15 protein-coding genes are annotated in these 19844 nt (G+C 42.4%); 7 read left to right on the forward strand and 8 right to left on the reverse strand.

All coding sequences use genetic code 11. The annotated features are described in order from the left end of the window. Position 1 precedes the first annotated feature (1 nt). Genes Q0R37_RS04175 through Q0R37_RS04185 form a run of 3 tightly spaced genes read left to right on the forward strand, consistent with a single transcriptional unit; the run spans position 2 to position 3107 of the window. Positions 2-1015 carry an L-threonylcarbamoyladenylate synthase gene (locus tag Q0R37_RS04175; RefSeq protein WP_294751659.1) on the forward strand — a complete coding sequence of 338 codons (1014 nt, stop codon included), beginning with the start codon at positions 2-4 and terminating at the stop codon, positions 1013-1015. Continuing rightward, a complete protein-coding gene (coaE, locus tag Q0R37_RS04180) occupies positions 1012-1659 on the forward strand; it encodes a dephospho-CoA kinase (RefSeq protein ID WP_294751662.1) in 648 nt (215 codons plus the stop codon). The genes Q0R37_RS04175 and coaE overlap by 4 nt, the downstream gene beginning before the upstream one ends. Positions 1660-1703: 44 nt before the next feature. Beyond that, positions 1704-3107, forward strand: coding sequence for an aminopeptidase (locus Q0R37_RS04185; protein ID WP_294751665.1), 1404 nt, complete (start codon positions 1704-1706; stop codon positions 3105-3107). Positions 3108-3487: 380 nt separating this feature from the next. On the opposite strand, the gene Q0R37_RS04190 is transcribed toward Q0R37_RS04185, so the two are convergent. The 8 genes from Q0R37_RS04190 to Q0R37_RS04225 form a co-directional block, all read right to left on the reverse strand. Continuing rightward, positions 3488-4426, reverse strand: a complete 939-nt coding sequence (locus Q0R37_RS04190; RefSeq protein WP_294751668.1) for a LysR family transcriptional regulator — start codon at positions 4424-4426, stop codon at positions 3488-3490. 91 nt (positions 4427-4517) lie between these two features. Then, positions 4518-6752, reverse strand: coding sequence for a DEAD/DEAH box helicase (locus tag Q0R37_RS04195; RefSeq protein WP_294751671.1), 2235 nt, complete (start codon positions 6750-6752; stop codon positions 4518-4520). Between the two features lie 11 nt (positions 6753-6763). After that, complete coding sequence (locus tag Q0R37_RS04200) at positions 6764-8077, reverse strand: ATP-binding protein (RefSeq protein ID WP_294751674.1); 1314 nt, start codon at positions 8075-8077, stop codon at positions 6764-6766. A 3-nt stretch (positions 8078-8080) separates the two neighbouring features. Next, entirely contained in the window at positions 8081-9580 is a 1500-nt protein-coding gene (locus tag Q0R37_RS04205) for a TerB N-terminal domain-containing protein (RefSeq protein WP_294751677.1), read from the reverse strand. A 151-nt stretch (positions 9581-9731) separates the two neighbouring features. Beyond that, positions 9732-10319 (reverse strand): DUF308 domain-containing protein, encoded by a 588-nt coding sequence (locus Q0R37_RS04210; RefSeq protein WP_294751681.1) that lies wholly within the window; start codon positions 10317-10319, stop codon positions 9732-9734. Positions 10320-10329: 10 nt separating this feature from the next. Then, positions 10330-13002: a transglutaminase domain-containing protein gene (locus Q0R37_RS04215; protein WP_294751683.1), complete on the reverse strand. Its 2673-nt coding sequence runs from the start codon at positions 13000-13002 to the stop codon at positions 10330-10332. Further along, positions 13002-14195 carry a DUF58 domain-containing protein gene (locus tag Q0R37_RS04220; protein ID WP_294751686.1) on the reverse strand — a complete coding sequence of 398 codons (1194 nt, stop codon included), beginning with the start codon at positions 14193-14195 and terminating at the stop codon, positions 13002-13004. The genes Q0R37_RS04215 and Q0R37_RS04220 overlap by 1 nt, the downstream gene beginning before the upstream one ends. 9 nt (positions 14196-14204) lie before the next feature. Then, a complete protein-coding gene (locus Q0R37_RS04225; RefSeq protein ID WP_294751688.1) occupies positions 14205-15158 on the reverse strand; it encodes a MoxR family ATPase in 954 nt (317 codons plus the stop codon). Positions 15159-15594: 436 nt separating this feature from the next. Between Q0R37_RS04225 and Q0R37_RS04230 the strand changes: the two genes are divergently transcribed. From Q0R37_RS04230 to gatB, 4 genes are all read left to right on the forward strand, one after another. Continuing rightward, the gene (locus Q0R37_RS04230; RefSeq protein ID WP_294751691.1) at positions 15595-16599 is read left to right on the forward strand and encodes a cell wall hydrolase; all 1005 of its coding nucleotides are present in this window, start codon (positions 15595-15597) and stop codon (positions 16597-16599) included. A gap of 116 nt (positions 16600-16715) precedes the next feature. Then, entirely contained in the window at positions 16716-16982 is a 267-nt protein-coding gene (gatC, locus tag Q0R37_RS04235) for an Asp-tRNA(Asn)/Glu-tRNA(Gln) amidotransferase subunit GatC (RefSeq protein WP_294751694.1), read from the forward strand. Then, complete coding sequence (gene gatA / locus Q0R37_RS04240; protein WP_294751699.1) at positions 16949-18418, forward strand: Asp-tRNA(Asn)/Glu-tRNA(Gln) amidotransferase subunit GatA; 1470 nt, start codon at positions 16949-16951, stop codon at positions 18416-18418. Before gatC ends, gatA begins: the two co-directional genes overlap by 34 nt. Then, entirely contained in the window at positions 18405-19841 is a 1437-nt protein-coding gene (gene gatB, locus Q0R37_RS04245; protein WP_294751702.1) for an Asp-tRNA(Asn)/Glu-tRNA(Gln) amidotransferase subunit GatB, read from the forward strand. The genes gatA and gatB overlap by 14 nt, the downstream gene beginning before the upstream one ends. The last annotated feature ends 3 nt before the right edge of the window (positions 19842-19844 follow it).

The following is a 19844-nucleotide window of genomic DNA, read 5'->3' on the forward strand; positions in this document are numbered from 1 at the left end:
TATGGATACAGTTTTACTAAGTGACAGTAACAATGAGCTTGAAAAAGCAGCTGATTTAATAAGAAATGGTGAGATAGTCGGTATACCTACGGAAACAGTGTACGGCCTCGGAGCTGATGCATCAAATGAGGACGCTGTACGCAGAGTCTTTGAAGCTAAAGGCAGACCTGCTGATAATCCGCTGATAGTTCATCTTGCGGATTTTTCACAGGCGAAGGAGTACACAACATCCATACCCGAGCTTGCGTATAAGCTTGCAGAGCGCTTCTGTCCCGGTCCGCTTACAATGGTTCTCCCGAAGAATGACAGGATACCTATGATAACATCAGGCGGACTTGATACAGTCGGCATAAGAGTGCCTTCCCATCGTGTCATGCACAGGATAATAGAGCTGTCGGGCAGACCGATAGCTGCTCCCTCTGCTAATACATCGGGATATCCGAGCCCGACCTCGGCAGAACACGTAATGCGTGATATGAACGGGAAGATCGCAGCAGTCGTTGACGGCGGAAGTTCCGAATTCGGCGTTGAGTCAACGGTCATTTCAATAGAAAGCAGGAACTCCGTAAGGATACTTCGCCCCGGCTGTATCACAAAGGAAATGCTTTCAGAGCTTTGCAGCGAGGTCATTATCGACCGCGCGATACTTCACGAGCTTGAGGCAGGACAAAAAGCTGCATCTCCCGGTATGAAATACAAGCATTATTCACCGAAAGCCGATATAATAATGGTAGAAGGCAGTCTCGAAAGCTTTATATCTTATGTTGGCGCTCATAACGGTGAAGGTGTATGTTCACTTATTTTTGACACGGATAAGGAATGTTTTCCTTACAGATATATGACTTACGGTAAGGACAGCTCCGAACAGGCACATCTGCTCTTTCAGAGGCTTCGTGAGCTGGACGATGCAGGCGCAGAGAAGGTCTATGTCCGCGCCCCTGAAACGGAAGGAGTAGGGCTTGCGGTATATAACCGCCTTATCAGGGCGGCAGGATTCGAGGTGATAAGGATATGAACAGTTTGAATGGTGTTATGGTGGTCGGACTTACAGGTCAGACAGGGGCAGGGAAGAGCACTGTCTCAAAAATATTTGCATCAAACGGCTTTGCGGTCATTGACGCGGATCAGGTCGCAAGAAAGATAGTCGAAAAGGGCACAAAATGCCTTGATGAGATATTCGATCTTTTCGGTCAGGCAGTTATCAACGAAGATGGAACACTCAACAGAAGAGGACTTGCAGGCATAGTTTTTTCCGACAAATCAAAGCTTGAAGCTCTTACAACGATTACATATCCTTATATAACAGGCGAGATCCTGCGTCAGATCAGAGTCCATTCGCTAAAAGGGGAGAAGCTCATTCTTCTTGATGCTCCTACACTTTTCGAGAGCAGAGCTGATGATTTCTGCGAAATCATTATTTCCGTACTTGCAGATGCAGATATAAGAGAAAAGAGGATAATTTCCCGCGACGGCCTTACTGCCGAACAGGCAAGAAAAAGAATGAACTCTCAGCTTGATGAGGAGTTCTTCCGCAGCCATTCCGACTATATAATTCAGAATAACGGCAGAATGGATACCGTTAACGGTATTGCATGGGAAGTATCGGGAAAGATAAGAGAACTTTATTACAACAGGCAGATGCCTGCAAAAGCGCAGTAAAAATATAGTATATGATGTATGATCCGGAAGGGAGTAATCTAATCATGGCAGAAAAAAAGGATGCAGTAAAAAAGCTTAAGGAAAAGCTCCTTGTACAGCGTAAGAACGGCTATCACCTTATTTCCGATAAGGAGCTCAAGGCTTGCGATAAGTTCTGTGAAGGCTATAAGGACTTTATGAACAAGGCTAAGATCGAGCGCGAAGCTGTTATTTATTCCATTGATCTTCTTAAGAAAAAAGGATTTGTGGAGTATAAAAAAGGCATGGCGCTGAAAGCGGGTGACAAAATATATAAAAACAACCGCGGAAAGTCCGTTATTGCCTCTGTTATAGGCACGGCGCCTATTGAAGAGGGAGTAAGACTTTGTGCGGCGCACATAGACTCGCCGAGGCTCGATCTCAAGCAGAATCCATTATATGAGGATACAGAGCTTGCACTGTTCAAGACACATTACTACGGCGGTATAAAGAAATACCAGTGGACAACTATCCCGCTTTCGCTTCATGGAGTTATCATAAAAGCAGACGGAACAAGTATTCCCGTTAATATCGGAGAGGACGAAGGTGATCCTGTATTCTGTGTGACCGATCTTCTTCCGCACCTTGCCTCTGCGCAGATGCAGAAGCCGCTTGCAAAGGGTATTACAGGTGAACAGCTTAATATACTCATTGGTTCGCGTCCGTTCAAGGATGATGAGGAAAGCGGCTCCGTAAAGCTTGCGATAATTGATCTTCTTAATAAAAAGTACGGCATAACAGAGGCCGACTTCATATCGTCGGAGCTTGAAGCTGTACCGGCATTCAAAGCTAAGGACATCGGCTTCGACCGCAGCATGATCGGTGCATATGGTCACGATGACAAGGTTTGTGCATATCCTGCACTTGTAGCAACAGCCGAATGCAAAAAGCCAAGGCACACTGTTGTAACCATACTTACCGATAAGGAAGAGACAGGTAGCGACGGAAATACAGGACTTCGCTCATCTTATCTCGAATACTTTATAGCTGATATCGCTGAAGCTCTCGGCTCTGACGGAAGGACTGTCCTTTCTGCTTCCGAGTGTCTTTCTGCCGATGTAAACGCAGCTTATGACCCTACATTCCCCGAAGTCAACGAGCGCAATAACAGCGCTTATATCAATCATGGCGTTGTTGTAACAAAGTATACAGGTGCTCGCGGAAAAGCAGGAACATCCGATGCTTCCGCTGAGTTTACGGGACGTGTCAGAAGACTTATGGACGCAAATAAAGTTGTATGGCAGACAGGCGAGCTCGGTAAGGTCGATGAAGGCGGCGGCGGAACAGTAGCTGCATATATAGCCAATCTTGATGTTGATACGATCGATCTTGGTGTTCCTGTACTTTCAATGCACGCGCCGTATGAGATAGTTTCAAAACTTGATACCTACATGGCATATAAAGCGTTTGAAGTGTTTATAGCTGATTAAATGTTAAAACTCCGTATCAAATATACGGAGTTTTTTATTACTGATTAGTTTATAAAATATGTCTATGATGTAAATAACTTACTTAAATTAGCAGTAATCAATATAATATATAAAGACATAAATATTTTATATTTGCATTATATGTACCACTATGCTATAATAACATATGGAAAGTCATTCTTTCATAAATGACAATCTCATATCCCCTTATTAAGAATGAGAACCTCCCCCCTAATGGCTCTCATTCTTTTTCTTTTTAAAAAAGTGTAAAAAATATAATCAACTGGTTTTTATACTTTTGGAATTTCCGATTTGACAAATAAAAATGATATAAAAAATATCCCCGATCAAGGTGTAAAAATCATTGATCAGGGATTATTTTATATTTCAAGGCCTTCGATCTTGTCGGCATATTCAAAAACAGTTCTGATGCAGTCGGTTATAAGTGCACTGTTTTCACTTGCTTTACGGTATATTATCATATCGCGGTTAAGATTGTTGGCATACGAACATTTTTTCAGAACAAGATCGTTATATCGAAGGATACTCTGTGACATCGGAGGTACCCACATATATGCGTCCTTAACTGTTTTAAGCAAGCTTATCTGTGTTCCTCTGTCATATATGAATATCCTTTTGGTAGATCTTTTTTCATCGTAATCCTGATTGATGGAAGCACGTCTTATCATTTCGGGCTCATCATCTCCGTGGATTATCTCGGGATACTGAGAAAGAAGCTCGAATGGGATATCCTCATACTTAGAAAGCGGATGATCTACATTCATTACGACCTGAAGAGGGAACTCCATAATAGTTTTGCCTACAAGATTTCTTGCCTTCAGACGACTTTCTATCATTTCTGAATAAGTACTCGGGATACGTATAAAACCAATATCATACTTGCCTGCACAGATATCTTCCATTACCTTTGAAGTACTTGTTTCCATAACGTGGACTTCGATCTTATCGGTTTTTTCGGAGTAATCGCTTATGAGCTTGCCCATTGCATTTGTTGCGTATGTTGAACGCGCAGATGCGACCTTAAGCTTGAGTTCGTTCTCGGGGACCTGAGCGTAATCGCGCTCCAGACTCTGCATCTCATCAACTATTGTCTGTGCTCTTGCGAGAAATTCTTCACCCTCGGGAGTGAGTATCATACCATTTGGTGAGCGATTAAAGATCTGTATCCCAAGGGAAGTTTCAAGCTCCTTAAGAGCAATACTTATATTTGGCTGAGCCTGATACAGTTTTTTTGCTGCCTTGGTTATACTTCCTTCTCTCGCAACTGCAATGACATATTCAAGCTGTTGTATTTTCATATGACATCCTACCTTACTTTAGAGCAGTTTTTTTACTTATTCATATTATATCACTATTTAGCTGAAAAATCAAGCCATTAATTGCGATTAATTAAATAATCTTTTTCCAGCTTAAAATACGTTCCTTCATTTCAGTTATACCGAGTATCCCGTATGCAAATCCTTTCCTTATAAGTTCCGGAGGAACGAACTCATCATACTTTTCAAAGAGCGGTACCTCCTTATCATATACAAGCTCCATAGGGTCAAGATCCTTTTGTACTTCCGAAAAAAGTACCGAGAAAAACTCTTTCGGCTCAGCTTTCATTGTAAACTGTATATAGTAGGGACGGCATGAATCCATTCCTTTAAGTCCGAGTTTATCAGCACATTTAAGCTTAAGGAAACGCTCCATCGCAAAGAATGAATAGGTTCCGAGCCACGGTAAAAGGCACCACATATTACCGCCGAGACATATCAGCGGATATTCGGCAGCTCCCGAATTTTTTGCAGTCTGCCGCGCCTGATACAGTCGCGAGACGGCATTTTTCATAAGATAAGGGTAGCTTTTGTCCTCACGAAGCACTTCACGCATACGAAGAAGTATCTTTGTATTTATGTCACCCGCACAGTCACCGAAATAAGCCGGAACCTTTCCTTTTATCTTTTCGCAGTAGACGAGACGGCGCTTGTGATCGACTTCCTCGACTATCCAGACATGACCTGCAATTGCGATCTTTTCACCCGGCGGCGGAGGCATGACTATCGTTCCGAGCTCCTGTGAGCCCCAGCGGACGGTATATTCCTCATTTTCCTGAAATACGGCGTAGAACTTAAAGCTGTTTATTATTCTTTCTCCGGTTATACCAACGATAAGACCGCCCTCATCGGTACGCTGTATGTGGTCGGTCTCAAGAAGGTGTCTGAGCAGCGATCTGTAATCTTCCTGAGAGATGCGATGAAAGTACTTCAGACCAAGGACTTTTGAAGCAAGCTCGGCAGGTGTCAGTTCACCGCAGGAAGCTAAAGTACTCATTGTCTGATGATAAAGGAGGCTGTAGGGAAGCCTGTCAAGCTTTGGCGGTTCTACCCAGCGCTCTTCAATGTATACCTGTATAAGAGCGATCGCCTGCAAAAGCTTCCATGGGATAGTTTCGGGAAGCATAGAACGGGGCTCGGGGAGCTCCTCGCGTATCACGAACCACATTTCGGGCGGGAGATCACGCCTTCCTGTGCGCCCCATTCTCTGTAAAAAAGATGATACGGTAAATGGAGCGTCTATCTGAAAAGCACGTTCGAGTTTTCCTATATCTATGCCCAGCTCAAGTGTGGCGGTGGTGCAGGTGGTCATATACACATCATCGTCTTTCATGGCTTCTTCAGCTGTTTCACGATATGCAGCCGAGAGGTTGCCGTGATGTATAAGGAAGCGGTCGGGTTCATGTTTCGCTTCGCAGTATGAACGCAGGGTAGTTGTGACTGCTTCGCACTCTTCGCGCGAGTTAACAAAGATAAGGCATTTTTTGCCTCTTGTATGTTCAAATATATATCCCATTCCTGCGTCTGCATTTTCGGGAGCAATATCAGTTCTCTCCTCAAGCACAGGCAAGGCAGGCTGTTCATCTTTATTCTCGGACTGATCTTGCTGACTGATGTAGAAATGTTCCATGGAAAGGCGCCATTTTACGCCTTTGGATTCGATCTTTGGTATATAAGTGCGCCTGTTTGTGCCGTATGATAGGAAATCACCTGCAGCCTCAGGGTCGCCGATAGTTGCGGAAAGACCTATCCTGCGCGGGTCAGCCCCTGACATTCTGCATAATCTTTCAATAAGGCAGATAGTTTGACCGCCGCGGTCTCCGCGCATGAGAGAATGTATCTCGTCTATAACGATAAATCGAAGATCACTGAAAAGCTTCGGTACAAGAGCGTGTTTCCTGAGAAGCATGGCTTCAAGAGATTCGGGTGTTATCTGCAGTATACCAGATGGATTTTTCAGCATTTTGTTTTTATGCGACTGTGCAACGTCGCCGTGCCAGTGCCATACGGGTATATCCGCTTCCTCACAAAGCTCGTTCAGCCGTGAGAACTGATCGTTTATGAGGGCTTTCAGCGGACCAATATAAATAGCTCCTACAGAACGGGGCATATCCTCGGAAAAAAGAGTAAGTATCGGGAAAAAAGCCGCTTCGGTCTTTCCTGATGCAGTCGAAGCAGTCAGAAGGACATTATCATCAGTATTGAATATAGCGTCTCCTGCCGCAGTCTGAATAGCTCTCAGCGACTCCCAGTTGTTCCTGTAAATAAAATCCTGTATAAAAGGAGCATATCTTTCAAAAATACTCATTATATAATACCTTATATCTCGAATTCAGCAAATTCTTCATCGGCGGAGGCGTCCGACATGGGAGCGGAAAAACTGATGCTATCCGATGAGATAAGCTCGCTAATATTTATGTTAGGATTCTGATAGATTATATCAAGCAGCTCAATGAAATCGCGTATAACTTCTCTTGGAGTAATATGACTGACAGAACCGATACGTCCGAATTCAAGCTTTATAAAGCTAATCATATCCTCCTGAGTTATTTTCTGCTGATAATCAAAAAGCTGAGAATGTATATCGGCGAGCTTTTCTGTAAGAACGATCATTTCCTCATAATCAAGAGGGGAAAGATGTATTACGGGAGCGAGCATATCCTTTAGCCCCTCCCGTCCGAAGCGGCCCTCGGAAAGTCTCGATCTCAGAGCCTCATAGCTGTATACTCCGCGGCGTGTATCCTCGATGCACTGTGGGGTGCCTCCCATGATAATGCCGATATATTTAGCCTTGCCCTGCAATGTATCATTGTACATTGTAAGTATCTTTTCGTAGTTGTACTGGCGGGTTATGCTGTTGGGTATCTTATAGATATTAACGAGTTCATCCACAAGCACAAGCAGTCCGCTGTAGCCTGCCTTTTTGAGGAACATGGCAAAAAGCTTTATATATTCATACCAGTCGTCATCGGTAATGATTATATTTACTCCAAGCTGAGCCTTAGCTTCTGATTTAGTACCGTATTCGCCGCGGAACCACTGTATTACCTTAGCTTTTTCCTCATCGTTTCCGTTAACGGCTGCATGATAGTATATTGTTAGAAGTCTTGCAAAATCGAAGCCGTGAACCATTTCATTAAGAGAGTTTATCACTTCAAATATCTTTTTTTCAACAGCTTTTGAAAATTCGGGAGATTCTGGAGAAATACCTGATACAGCGGCTGTTTCGCTCTGAATACTGCTTATCCAGCGGTCAAGTATAAGTGAAAGAGCACCGCCGTCGGGTCGGGTCTTTGTGGACATATTGCGTATAAGCTCCTTGTATGTGGCAAGCCCCTGACCCTTTGTGCCCTGCAGGCGCCTTTCGGGAGAAAGGTCGGCATCAACAACGACAAAGTTCCTGTCCATAACATGGCTTCTTATGGTCTGGAGCAGAAAGCTTTTGCCGCTTCCGTATTTACCTACAATAAATCGGAATGAAGCTCCTCCGTCGGCGATAATGTCAACGTCGTGCAGCAGAGCGTCTATCTCTGTTTCTCGTCCCACAGTTATATAGGGCAGACCTGTTCTCGGTACGACTCCGCCTTTCAGGGAATTTATAATGGCAGAGGCGATTCTTTTTGGAATTTTCATTGTTTACTCCTTATGAAACATTTCTTTCAGATCATCGGCGTAATCTTCGATAATATTCGGAATGTCCTCAGAAAAATCAATAATATTATCAGAAAAAAGGTCAAACATCTTTTCGTTGACGGAATCGGCAAGTATTGAAGGCATGATCCTGTACTTCGCAGAAATACCGCGGTAATCACCGTTGTAAAGAAGAGATATAAGGAATTCCTTCTCACTTCTGTCGAGAGGACAATCTTCTGTTATCGGTTCGCTTTTCGTATTTTCTTCCGTTTGCGTGATAATATCATCAGTTTCCCCGTTTTCATCAACAAGAAGCTTTTCTCTTGTTATATCGGCGGCTTTTCGTATTCCGCTGAGTTTTGAAAGATCAATGGTAATTTTTCGAGCTTCTTTTCTGCGAAGCTCCTCAAAATACTCATCAATTACATTCCGAATAAGCTTTACAGCCGTTTTTGATACATCTTCAAATGATATCTTATGTTTGAAATCGCTTTTTTCTCGCAAAAGGCTGTCAACAGCTCTGACAAGGTTACCGAGGCGGACACTTCGTCCGCGGCTGCCGTATATCTTTTGGCAGCTCCATTTACCGTTTTTACAGGTATATGTATGTATTTCGTTAAGCGCATATTCACAGCTCCGCATAGACTGTCTGTCGTAGAATATCGCGGAACGGAACATATTATAGCTGCATTCGACAGTATTGCCGAAAAGCTTTGAAAAAAACGACTGCTTGCGTTTTTCATGGAAAAAGGCTGATATTCCGATAAAGCTGCGGACAAGTACCGCTTTGAATTCATCAGGTTTTGATAAATAATAAAGCGACTTCTCAAATTGATATGATGAAAGCTTGGATATAGCTTCAAATAATTCGTCATCCGAACACTTGTCCCAATGCATGAGCGATAAAAGAGCGCTGTCGTGCATGACATCAGGCATATCATTTGCGAGCTCGGGATCAAGTCCGTAATAAACTATAAAGTCGATAAGCCAGTTTTCCGAATATTTTTTTATAGAATCGTCAATATATGTATATGAATCGAAGAAATTCTTCAATTTTAAAAAGCATTCCAAAGTCGTTTTCGAGCCTATACAGTTAATCAGCTCGTAAATATAGATATAAACAAAGGGGAGAGGAGCTTTTACAATATTGCCGTTACGCACCTTTTTGCGCCATGTAAAATATCCCCGCAGCTGTTCAAGTGAAAGGTCTCTGTAACAGGGATAATACTTTGTGAAGTCTGTATTGTATTCATAGCTGTCTTCGTAATCCTCCGCACATTTTCCCTGCGTATAGAAAAGCCATGCGGAGGTTTTCCAGTACGCTTCGGGCGAATACACGATCTCCTTCATTTCCTTGATCTTTTTGGGAGTGCTTAACGCCTTAAGCTGTGAAGCTGGTCGGATTATAGGTTCATCCTTATATACCCGTTCCCTGAAGGCGGAGCTGTTCAACAGCTTTTCGTCCGAAAGAACATGATCGAGTATTAACTTGATATCTGACATATCCGCCCTCCCTTTACATAAATTTATGATCGCCCGATCACATATTTGCATGGGCGTTATAATCAATTATATCATATAGGAATGCAAATGTCAAACACTTGTTCGATTTCTGATGCATAAAAGAACTGCCGAATGATTCGGCAGTTCGTCTTTATTTCAGAAGTCTTTGGTCATTGTTTTCATTGACCTCATAGGCATTTGTGTCCACAATATTGTTTGACTCGATGACTTCACCGTTCCTTTCGCTGATAACATATGCAACATAGAAGTTGAATGCTGCAAAAACGATCATTACAAGTCCGATTATCAGTCTGATGACCTTTCCACCGTGGAACGGATTGAAAATAAGGAAAACAGAGGAAACAAGCAGGGCAATACCGAAAAGCAGCTGAAATACTTTCAGTCCCTTTGTAAGCTCCTTGCTCAGAGCCTTTACAATCTGTGTAATAGCAATGATACCAAGGATAATACCTGCAATTACAGACATTTTTGAAGCTATGAACTTCGGAATGTATATTACCAGAAGACCGATCAGAACTCCTACTGCACCTGCAGGCAAAAGAGAGCCGCCGTCACCGCCGCCGAGGCTGCTGAGACCTGTAAGCAGGCTTCCTATTATGATTATTGCGCCGATTATATAGAATACCCACGAAATAACACCGGGGAAAAATGCAAAGAGTATACCGCATACCAAAAGCAGTATTGCCTTGATAATATAGCCTGTATTGTCTATTTTCATATTATCGCTCCTATCTCAGTACATTTATATATTTGAACCTGAGCTTCTGCCAGAAGTCTGATTTATTGTAGAGCTTTTCGGATAACTGCTCAACGGTTTTCAAGCATTTATCTGCTTCCTCACTTGTAGGATCTGTTTTACTGTATTTCGTTCTCAGAGTCACATCAGTAAGAAATTTGAAATCGCCCTTATCAAAGTAAATACCTCCGTGGTATCTTTCAACTTCCGAAGAGAACTTGACGTAATTGCACATTTCACTTCTCATATTCATAACGTCCAGCAGCTTTTCTGCATAGGAATAGATATTTATTATCCTGTCGGAAATTTTTCCTGTGCTGAGTTTCTGCTTTCTTATTTTCAGGATCAGATAACGTCTGAGAAGTATAACAGCGCATACCAAAATAACAAAAATTACAGATCTCAGTATCCTTTTTATTGCTTTCGAGTGTTTGGAAAGCCATAACTTAAATTTGTAGTCTACGCTGTCTTCATCTGAAGGAGTCACATATACGTATGATGTTGTGACCTGAGTAGTTGTAAGCTTTGTGGTACTTGGAACTGAACTCGATGAAACCGAAACAGTAGTTTGTTCGGCAGACGTTGTCGTTTCGGAAGTAGTTTCTGCTGCTTGTGTGGGCTGAATATTTATCTCCTCGGATGTATAACCGGGAGTGCACTCAAAAGGCACCCAGCCGATATCTTCAAGGTAAACCTCTGCCCATGCGTGGCTGCGGCTGTCCTTTACATTTACAGTTATAGAGCCATCAGCATTCTTTTGACCTGCCTTGACATCATTTTCGACTACGACATATCCCGTTGCATAACGTGCTGGGATACCTGCCATTCTTGCGAGCATAACGAGCGAGGTAGCAAAATGTGTACAGAAGCCGTTCTTTTTTTCGAGCAGGAAATCGTTGACAAAATCCTTTGACGAAGGTGTTCTTCCGGGATCAAGGGAATATGTACAGGTAGCAGCAAGTTTGTTCTTAATACCATCAAGCACTTCAAGCTGATACTTGAATGTGCTTACATTTTTATTATCAACTACATCAGAAAAAAGTTTGCGTACCTCTTCCATATCCTTTGTATCAGGGACATCAAGATAGTTTTTGTATGCAAAATCTCTGTAGCCTTCTCTTAAAATAACAGAAATTATATTATTTTTATCATTCAGTATTTTATTAGGTTCAACTATACTTGCACAGTCGAGAACAACATATTCATCCTCCTGAACAAGACCGTACATTTTGCAGCAATCGGCAAGATCAGGGGAGAGTGAACTCAGCGGAAAAGATATTCTCGTAATACCGACTTGAGACAATGACAGATTATATGAATTTTCAACGATCTTATCAGAGCAGAAATCATATTCATTATCTCCTGCTTTCTGATCCGACGGAAGTACTACTGTATCGGTTATATAATCCGTATGTCCGTCGTTTACTGAATAATACGGTACATATACGTGCTTTCTCTTCCTGCTGCTTGTTTTGACGCGCATATGATTCATAGTCGGATCGGGAGACATCATTTTATATGAGTTTAAAGCAAAGTCCTGAGGATAAACTCCGTACTTGCTGAATTTATCAAAAATACTGTCATAATATGCGGAAGAAGGAAGTACGTCCCACTGATTATTTTCATATACAGAGCCTACATAATCCTTGAGATATATAGCTCCCGATACAGGTTTCTCAATATTAACGGTAAGGTCTGTAACATTTTTATATCTGATACGGCTGTTTGTGCCGAGCTTATGGCTATCATAGTCAAAATTAATCCCGAATGCACTTGAAAGACGGGAAATGCTTTCGGCAAAGTTAATGAATGAAAAGTCCTCGACCGCATCGGAAATGTCCCGCCGTTTCTGATTGATGCTATCGCTTCTTTCATAGCGAGCAAGCTTCAGAACGCTCACTGACACAAGAGCTGTCAGCATTACAGAGCCTATAACAAGCATTCCGCATTTTTCCGTGACCTTCAGCTTCATATGCCGCTTAGGGAAAAACAGGTTGTTCTTACGGACAAATCCGCTCTGACCACCTGAATATTCTCCTACGTCAATAGTTGACATCGCCATGACCGCAAGCCAATAGGCGATACAAAGTATTCCCCAGAACACAGGCATTTTGACGCCGTTATAAAGTCCTATTTCAAGTATCGGGAAGGTTATCAGTATCGGCAGTACAGGATTTGGACGGCATACAGTAAAGAAGCATATCACTATCGCGAGCAGCCACATATAAAAAATGAAAAACATAGTGACTGTCGGCAGCTCAAGCGCCGTTTTAAGGTGCTTGTAATAGTTTACATTTGAATCAAAGGATACCTTATATATAATATTGTATATAAATTTGTATCCGATCACGAGTTTTGATATTTTTTTATACGCCGAAAAAAGGAAAACGATCGCAGAAGCTCCGTATATCCACATAGCCTTTCCGCCTATCAGCGAAAGCGTAAGGTAAAATGCCAGCAGGATCGTTCCCGATAAAACTACGGCTTTTTTATTGTAATGTAAGCCGTACATACCGAGAAAAGCCATTATTACTGATATAAAACCGAAGATCGCAATTGCAGCTGAGTAAACCTTCCTCAAATTGGCGTGTTTCTGCTTGACGGACATTACGATACTGTCGCTTATTGATATTCCGTTTGCGCTTTGTATATTCTTTCTTTTCATTATATTTCTATATCCTTTATTGAGGCAGATATCCTGCCGACTAATACAGGTGTGATATTGAGAGATGAAAAAGCTCCGTCTGTCTCAAAGAGCTTTTTCTCTGATTCCGCTATGATAAAAGCGTTTTTTATGTCAGCGTCAATGTCTTCGTCGATCGTTCCGAGAACTCCCTGATCTGCTGAAGAGCTGATGTACGTGAATGAAGCGAACGACAGGTCGGGATTATCGAAGAAGTACTTATCAGGCGGCAGACAATCCATAGAATCGGTAAACGATGAAAAAAGCTTTTTTATGAACTTGTTGAGATCGGAGGTATCGTGTATATATTCTTCAGTAAAGCAGTTTTGTGAAGCGTCGAAGAATATAACAGAGTGACCGCGCTCATTATCGAGCAAAAACTGTGATAATGACAAAAAAGTCTCAATGACCGTATCTATAACAGGCAGGTCATAAGCTCCTGAGGTATAGGACTTCAGATCAAGAAAAACAGCACACGGTACATCTATGGGCATACTGTATTCCTTGACAATGAACTCATCCTTTTTTGAACTCAGCTTCCAGTGTATTTTATTGAGCTTGTCCCCGGGATTATATTCCCTGAGGTCAAAAACCTCTGAGGGATCGTCACCCGGACGGTGCTCTGAAAAGATATCACTTTCCTCGTTTACACGGTCGGTATACTGAACTATACCGCTTATTTCATGACCGTCGGGAAGTATATTTACTTCAGTGCTGATGTTTTCAGCTGCCTTGAATTTGAAAATCTTCAAAGGATCATATATATACAGGCATGAAGTCTTTATTTTAATGATACCGCAGAATTTAGAGCACAGACGAAATGTGACTCTCTGAGAATTCTTTGCCTGTACGGGCAGATAAAGGTCAAAAGCCGATAACTGGCCGGTGAATACATTATAGTATTCGATCTTCGCGTTTGCCTTTCCGATAGGAAAAATACTGTTGTTTGTTACCACGAGCTGAACAGGGAAGTCAGAATTTTTAGTAATGTTCTTATCTTTTACCGCGAATTCGACAGTTATATTCTTTTTTGCAATATATGTGGTTATGAACATGATGATCGGCAGAGCGGTGACAACGATCAGGAGCACGAGTGCAAAATCCCACAGATAAAGTATATAAAAAAGTATACAGATGATGATAAGTACTATAAACAGAAGTTTTGTCAGTAGCATATTTCCGCCTTATTTGGAGGTGATACCGGGAACAGGAACCGTTCTGAGTATCTCTGTGATGATATCCGAAGCAGTGGTATCGGAAAGCTTTGCCTTAGAATTAAGGATTATTCTGTGTTCAAAGACATCATTGCAGATATAGGAAATATCCTCTGGGATAACATAATCCCGTCCCATTGCAACAGCAATACCCTTGGAAAGCTGCATAAGAGCAAGGGTTCCTCGCGGGCTGACGCCAAGCTTGAGCATCGGATGATTTCTTGTTGCGGCGGATAAGGACACTATGTATTCGTAAATACGGTCATCTACATATACATTGGATATATATTCCTGCAATTCGGTAATGAACGTAGAATCAGCAACAGGAATAACCATGTCAAGAGGATTGATAGTCTGCTTTGCCTTAAGAATAGAGACTTCTCCGCTGAAATCGGGATAGCCCATACTGAGCTTTATCATAAATCTGTCAAGCTGTGAGTCGGGGAGATTATGAGTTCCCGCAGAGCCGATAGGATTCTGAGTAGCTATAACTGTATAAGGCTCGGGGAGCTTATAGGTTTTTCCGTCGACTGTAATGCTCTTTTCTTCCATAAGCTCAAGAAGTGCGGACTGCGTTTTGCTTGAAGTACGGTTTATCTCATCCGCAAGGAAGAGGTTGCAGAAAGCAACTCCGGGACGGAATTCAAACTTATCGTTGTTCTTATTATATACCGAAAAGCCTGTGACATCAGAGGGAAGAACATCAGGCGTAAACTGCATACGGTTATGCTCAAGTGAAAGAGCCTTTGAAAAAGCCAGTGCAAGAGTGGTTTTTCCGACGCCGGGGATATCTTCGATAAGGATATGTCCTTTGCAAAGCATTGCAAGCAGCACCTTGATAACAATAGCATCCTTGCCGATGACGGCTTTTTTTACTTCAGTGATGACAGAATTGATCTGTTCCGTATAATAAGTGTTGTTCATATGTTTCTCCTATAAATATGTTTATACTTATATATTATATCATTATTTCCTGACGTTTGCAATAGCGTGAGGCTTTTTTTAGGTATCAAACAATGAGAATATTCAATTTTCTCATTGTTTACAGTTGAACTCCGTAATAAAATGAGGGGAAAAAGTGCCTCAAAACGTCCTTTTTTCGTTACATCAGTGTATTATTTGTAACCGTTTTGTTACAAAATACAGTTAAATCACAATCTGTATTAACAAAAAATTAATTAAATGGCAACAAATATGCAAACTAATATGTGCAGAATTACTTCGATATAGCTTTTTTAGTGGAAACAATTAGCCATTAAATGGAAAAAATTTTGAAAGTATTGCCATTTCGGGGCAGATGTGTTATCATATCAACAGCCCGAAAAAATTGAAAATTCTTTTTTCAGGAAAGGATGAGTTGATGGGTAATCTCAAAGCCGCAGCGATAGCTTGCGGAGTGGTTGCTTCAGTTCTGGGCGGTGGTGCAGGAGTTGCATATCTTACTTCCTCTACCATCAAAACAGCTGATATAGTCTCTGAAGAAAAAGTTGAGGTCATGAACTATGACAAAGACGGCTCTTTAACATCTGCAACAGAGGTTGAGACAGAAAAGGCAATCGCAAACAAAGGAACAACCACCAAGAAATCTAACACAGCTGATAATACATCAGCTGCAAGCAAAAATTCACGTTCTGCACAGGAAGGCACAACTTCTCAGTACAGTACAGCAGCTGCAAATGCTGCAAAGATTTCAAAATCGGTGCCAGCACCGGCTCACGCGCCGGCTGCAATCACACAGGCTTCCACTCAGCCTACAACTACAGTGTCTATCATCGAGACTGCTGCTGATGTGATAAGGGAAGCCACTACAGCTACCATAGCTGAAATTTCTTCGACAACAACACTTGACGCTACAACGCAGGAAACTACAACTACGGTAACTACTACAGCTGCTGCCACAACAGCAGAAATAACTACAACTGTTGCTGAAGCGGTAACTGAGGCTCCTACGGAAACAACAGAGACATATGTTGAACCGCAGACAGAGCCGACATCTATCGACGTTGAATCAACTGATTTTGAACTGCCGATATCAGAGGAAGAATACATACTTCTTTGTAATGCAGTAGGTCATGAGGCCGGCAGTAACTGGATCAGTGATTATAACAAGGCGAATGTAGTAGAAGTGATCATGAATAGAGTGAACTCTCCTGACTACCCGAACACGATCTACGATGTGCTCACACAAAACGGACAGTTCTCGGGTGCATGGAGCTACGTTAATCTCGGTACGTTCTCTTCAAAGGTTACACAAAGCGTTAAAGACTCGGTAACACTTTATTTTTCGGAGCCTGAATCCTTTACTCAGGGTTATTTATATTTTACAGGCATGAACGGACAGAATGTTTTCAGAACACACTATTGATTAACATCAAAGGACAGTCGGCATACAGCCGGCTGTTTTTGTTTTATCCGCATTATGGTTGATATTAATCTGAAAATGTGATATAATCTTTTTATACTACCGCTAAGGAGAAATTAATGGACATCAATATCAAACGTATAGCCGAGCTTGCCAAGCTTGAAATAAATGAAGACGAATCGCAAAAAATATTCGCCGAAATGGCCGAAATGATAAATATGGTCTCCGATCTTCCCGAGCTTTGCAATGAGCAGTGTGATACTCCCGGAATGGAGCTCAGGGAAGATGAAGTTTGTCCTTCCGTATACAGCCGTGATGAGCTGCTTATGAACGCTCCCGAAACGTATAACGGATGCTTTTCGGTACCAAGGACGGTGAAGCAATGATGAGCCTTTGCGATAAAACCGCTGCCGAACTCCATGATATGCTTATGAAGAGACAGTGCAGTGCAAAAGAAGTGCTTGAGGACGTTGTCAAAAGAGCAGAAAGTGTGCAGAGGAAGCTGAACTGTTATATAACTTACAATGAAAACTCATTGAAGCAGGCTGAGGAAGCTGACAGGATGCTTGCAGCAGGTGAGGGAGTTACAATGCTTACGGGGATACCGATCGCCGTAAAGGACAATATTTCCACAAAAGGACTTCGGACGACCTGCGCTTCAAAAATGCTTGAAAAATATATACCCCCATACGATGCAACTGTCATTGAAAGACTTAAAGCTGCGGGTGCTGTTATAACAGGCAAGACGAACATGGATGAGTTTGCAATGGGGTCTGCATCGGATACGGGAATATTCGGCAGGGTAGTCAATCCCATAAAGGAAGGCTTTTCGGCAGGCGGATCATCAGGCGGTTCTGCAGCTGCCGCAGCGAGCGGTGCAGCTGTTCTTGCGCTCGGTTCCGATACAGGCGGTTCTGTGCGTCAGCCCGCATCATTCTGCGGAATCGTGGGCTTTTGCCCCTCATACGGTTCCGTTTCAAGATATGGTCTTATCGCTTTTGCTTCGTCTCTTGACAGGATCGGTTCTTTCGGCAAAAATGTCAGTGATACTTATTTCCTCCACAATATAATAAACGGATACGACGCTAAAGATGTGACATCTGTAAGAAAAAATTTTTCATCTGAGCTTAAAGATACACTGAATGGTACAAGAATAGGTATCCCGAAGGAGATTTTTGATTCATATATGTCGGAAGAGGTAGAAGGCTGTATCAGCAATGCTTTGCGTATTATGGAGAAAAGCGGTGCAAAGCTTGTTACAGTCTCCATTCCTTCAGTAAGAGATGCCGTAAAGGCTTATTACATAATATCATCTGCGGAGGCTTCGTCCAATCTTGCAAGATACGACGGAGTGCGGTACGGCCACAGGAGTGCAGATGCTTCAGATATCTCCGAGCTTTATAAAAAAAGCCGTACAGAAGGATTCGGTGTGGAGGTAAAAAGACGCATTATGCTCGGGACATTTGCATTAAGCGAGGGATACAGCGATGCGTATTATAAAAGGGCGGCAGTTTTACGCAGCAGGCTTTGCCGTGAATATGACGAAGCCTTTCAGCATTGCGATATCATAGCATCGCCTGTTTATCCTGATGCTTCTATCAGCTTTAGCGAGCCACACAAGCTGACTGATCTTTATTCGGCTGATATATTTACAGTGCCGTCAAGTCTTGCGGAACTGCCCGCGATCAGTATTCCCTGCGGAAAAAGCAATGATGGTTTCCCTGTAGGGTTACAGCTTATAGGCAGAAAATACGATGACGGAACGGTATTCAATACAGCATACGGTTTTGAACTCAGCGGAGGTACATATGGCCAATATTGAAGCAGTGATAGGACTTGAAGTACACGTTGAGCTGAATACTTCGTCAAAGCTGTATTGCAGCTGTAAAAATATATTCGGAGCTGAACCGAATACCAATGTATGCCCTGTGTGTCTCGGTTTACCCGGTACTCTTCCACGTTTAAACAAACAAGCCTGTTATCATGCCGTAAAAATGGGACACGCTCTCAATTGCAGGATAAACAGGATAAGCCGTCAGGACAGGAAGAATTATTTTTATCCCGATCTGCCAAAAGCTTATCAAATAACACAGGCTGATATACCCCTGTGTGAGAACGGATATCTTGATATTTTGGTTGACGGAAATGTAAAAAGAGTCGGGATTGAAAGGATACACATAGAGGAAGATGCGGGGAAGCTTATACACGACGGATCTGATAACACGTTATGTGATTATAATCGCTGCGGCGTCCCTCTTATTGAGATCGTTACAAAGCCCGATATGAACAGCTCTGCGGAAGCCCGTATCTTTCTGGAGAATATCAGGAGCATTCTCCTTTACATCGGTATTTCCGACTGTAAAATGCAGGAAGGCAGTATAAGGTGCGATGTCAATGTCTCTGTTCATGAAGCAGGCAGCCCTGTCGGTACACGGTGCGAGCTTAAGAATGTAAACAGCTTCAGCGCTGCCCTGCGCGGTATAGAGTACGAGATAAAGCGGCAGACGGAAATAATCGGAAAAGGCAGTAGTATTGAGCGTGAAACACGCCGATGGGATGACAAAAACGGAATAAGCATACTTATGCGTAATAAAGAAAATGCTGAGGATTATCGCTTTTTCCCCGAGCCCGATCTCGGAACGATCGCACTTGATGAAAAGGAAATTGCAGAAATACGTGAAAATATGCCTGAATTACCCAATAAAAAGATGCTACGCTACGTAAAAGAACACGGACTTAACGACTCCGAAGCCTTTATTATCACTTCTTCGCCTGATAAAGCAGCCCTTTATGACGAATGTGTCAGGCTGCAAAGATGCAGTATCCGTTCTGCTGCAAACAGAATCGTCGGAGAGATAACCAAATTCATGAACGATACGGGAAAGAGCATATCCGAAACAGGCATCACAGCCGAGGAGCTCTGCGAAATATGCAGCGCTCATGAAAAAGGTCTTATTTCAAGCTCGGGAGCTAAGACCGCACTTGAAGAGCTCATTGCTCACGGCGGCAGGACAGAAGAAATAATAAAGCGTATGGGACTTGAGCAGAATACCGATATTGCTTATTTAAGCGAACTTGCAGATAAAGTGATAAGTGAAAACGAGAGATCGGCAGCTGATTACAGGAACGGTAAGAAAAGTGCCATAAGCTTTCTTATCGGTCAGGCTATGAAAGCCTCGAAGGGAAGAGCGGATCCTTCCAAGATAAGGAATTTGATCGAAAATAAATTAAAAAAAGGAGAATAAGAA

The sequence above is a fragment of the uncultured Ruminococcus sp. genome, from assembly GCF_946415235.1.
GTDB lineage: Bacteria > Bacillota > Clostridia > Oscillospirales > Ruminococcaceae > Ruminococcus.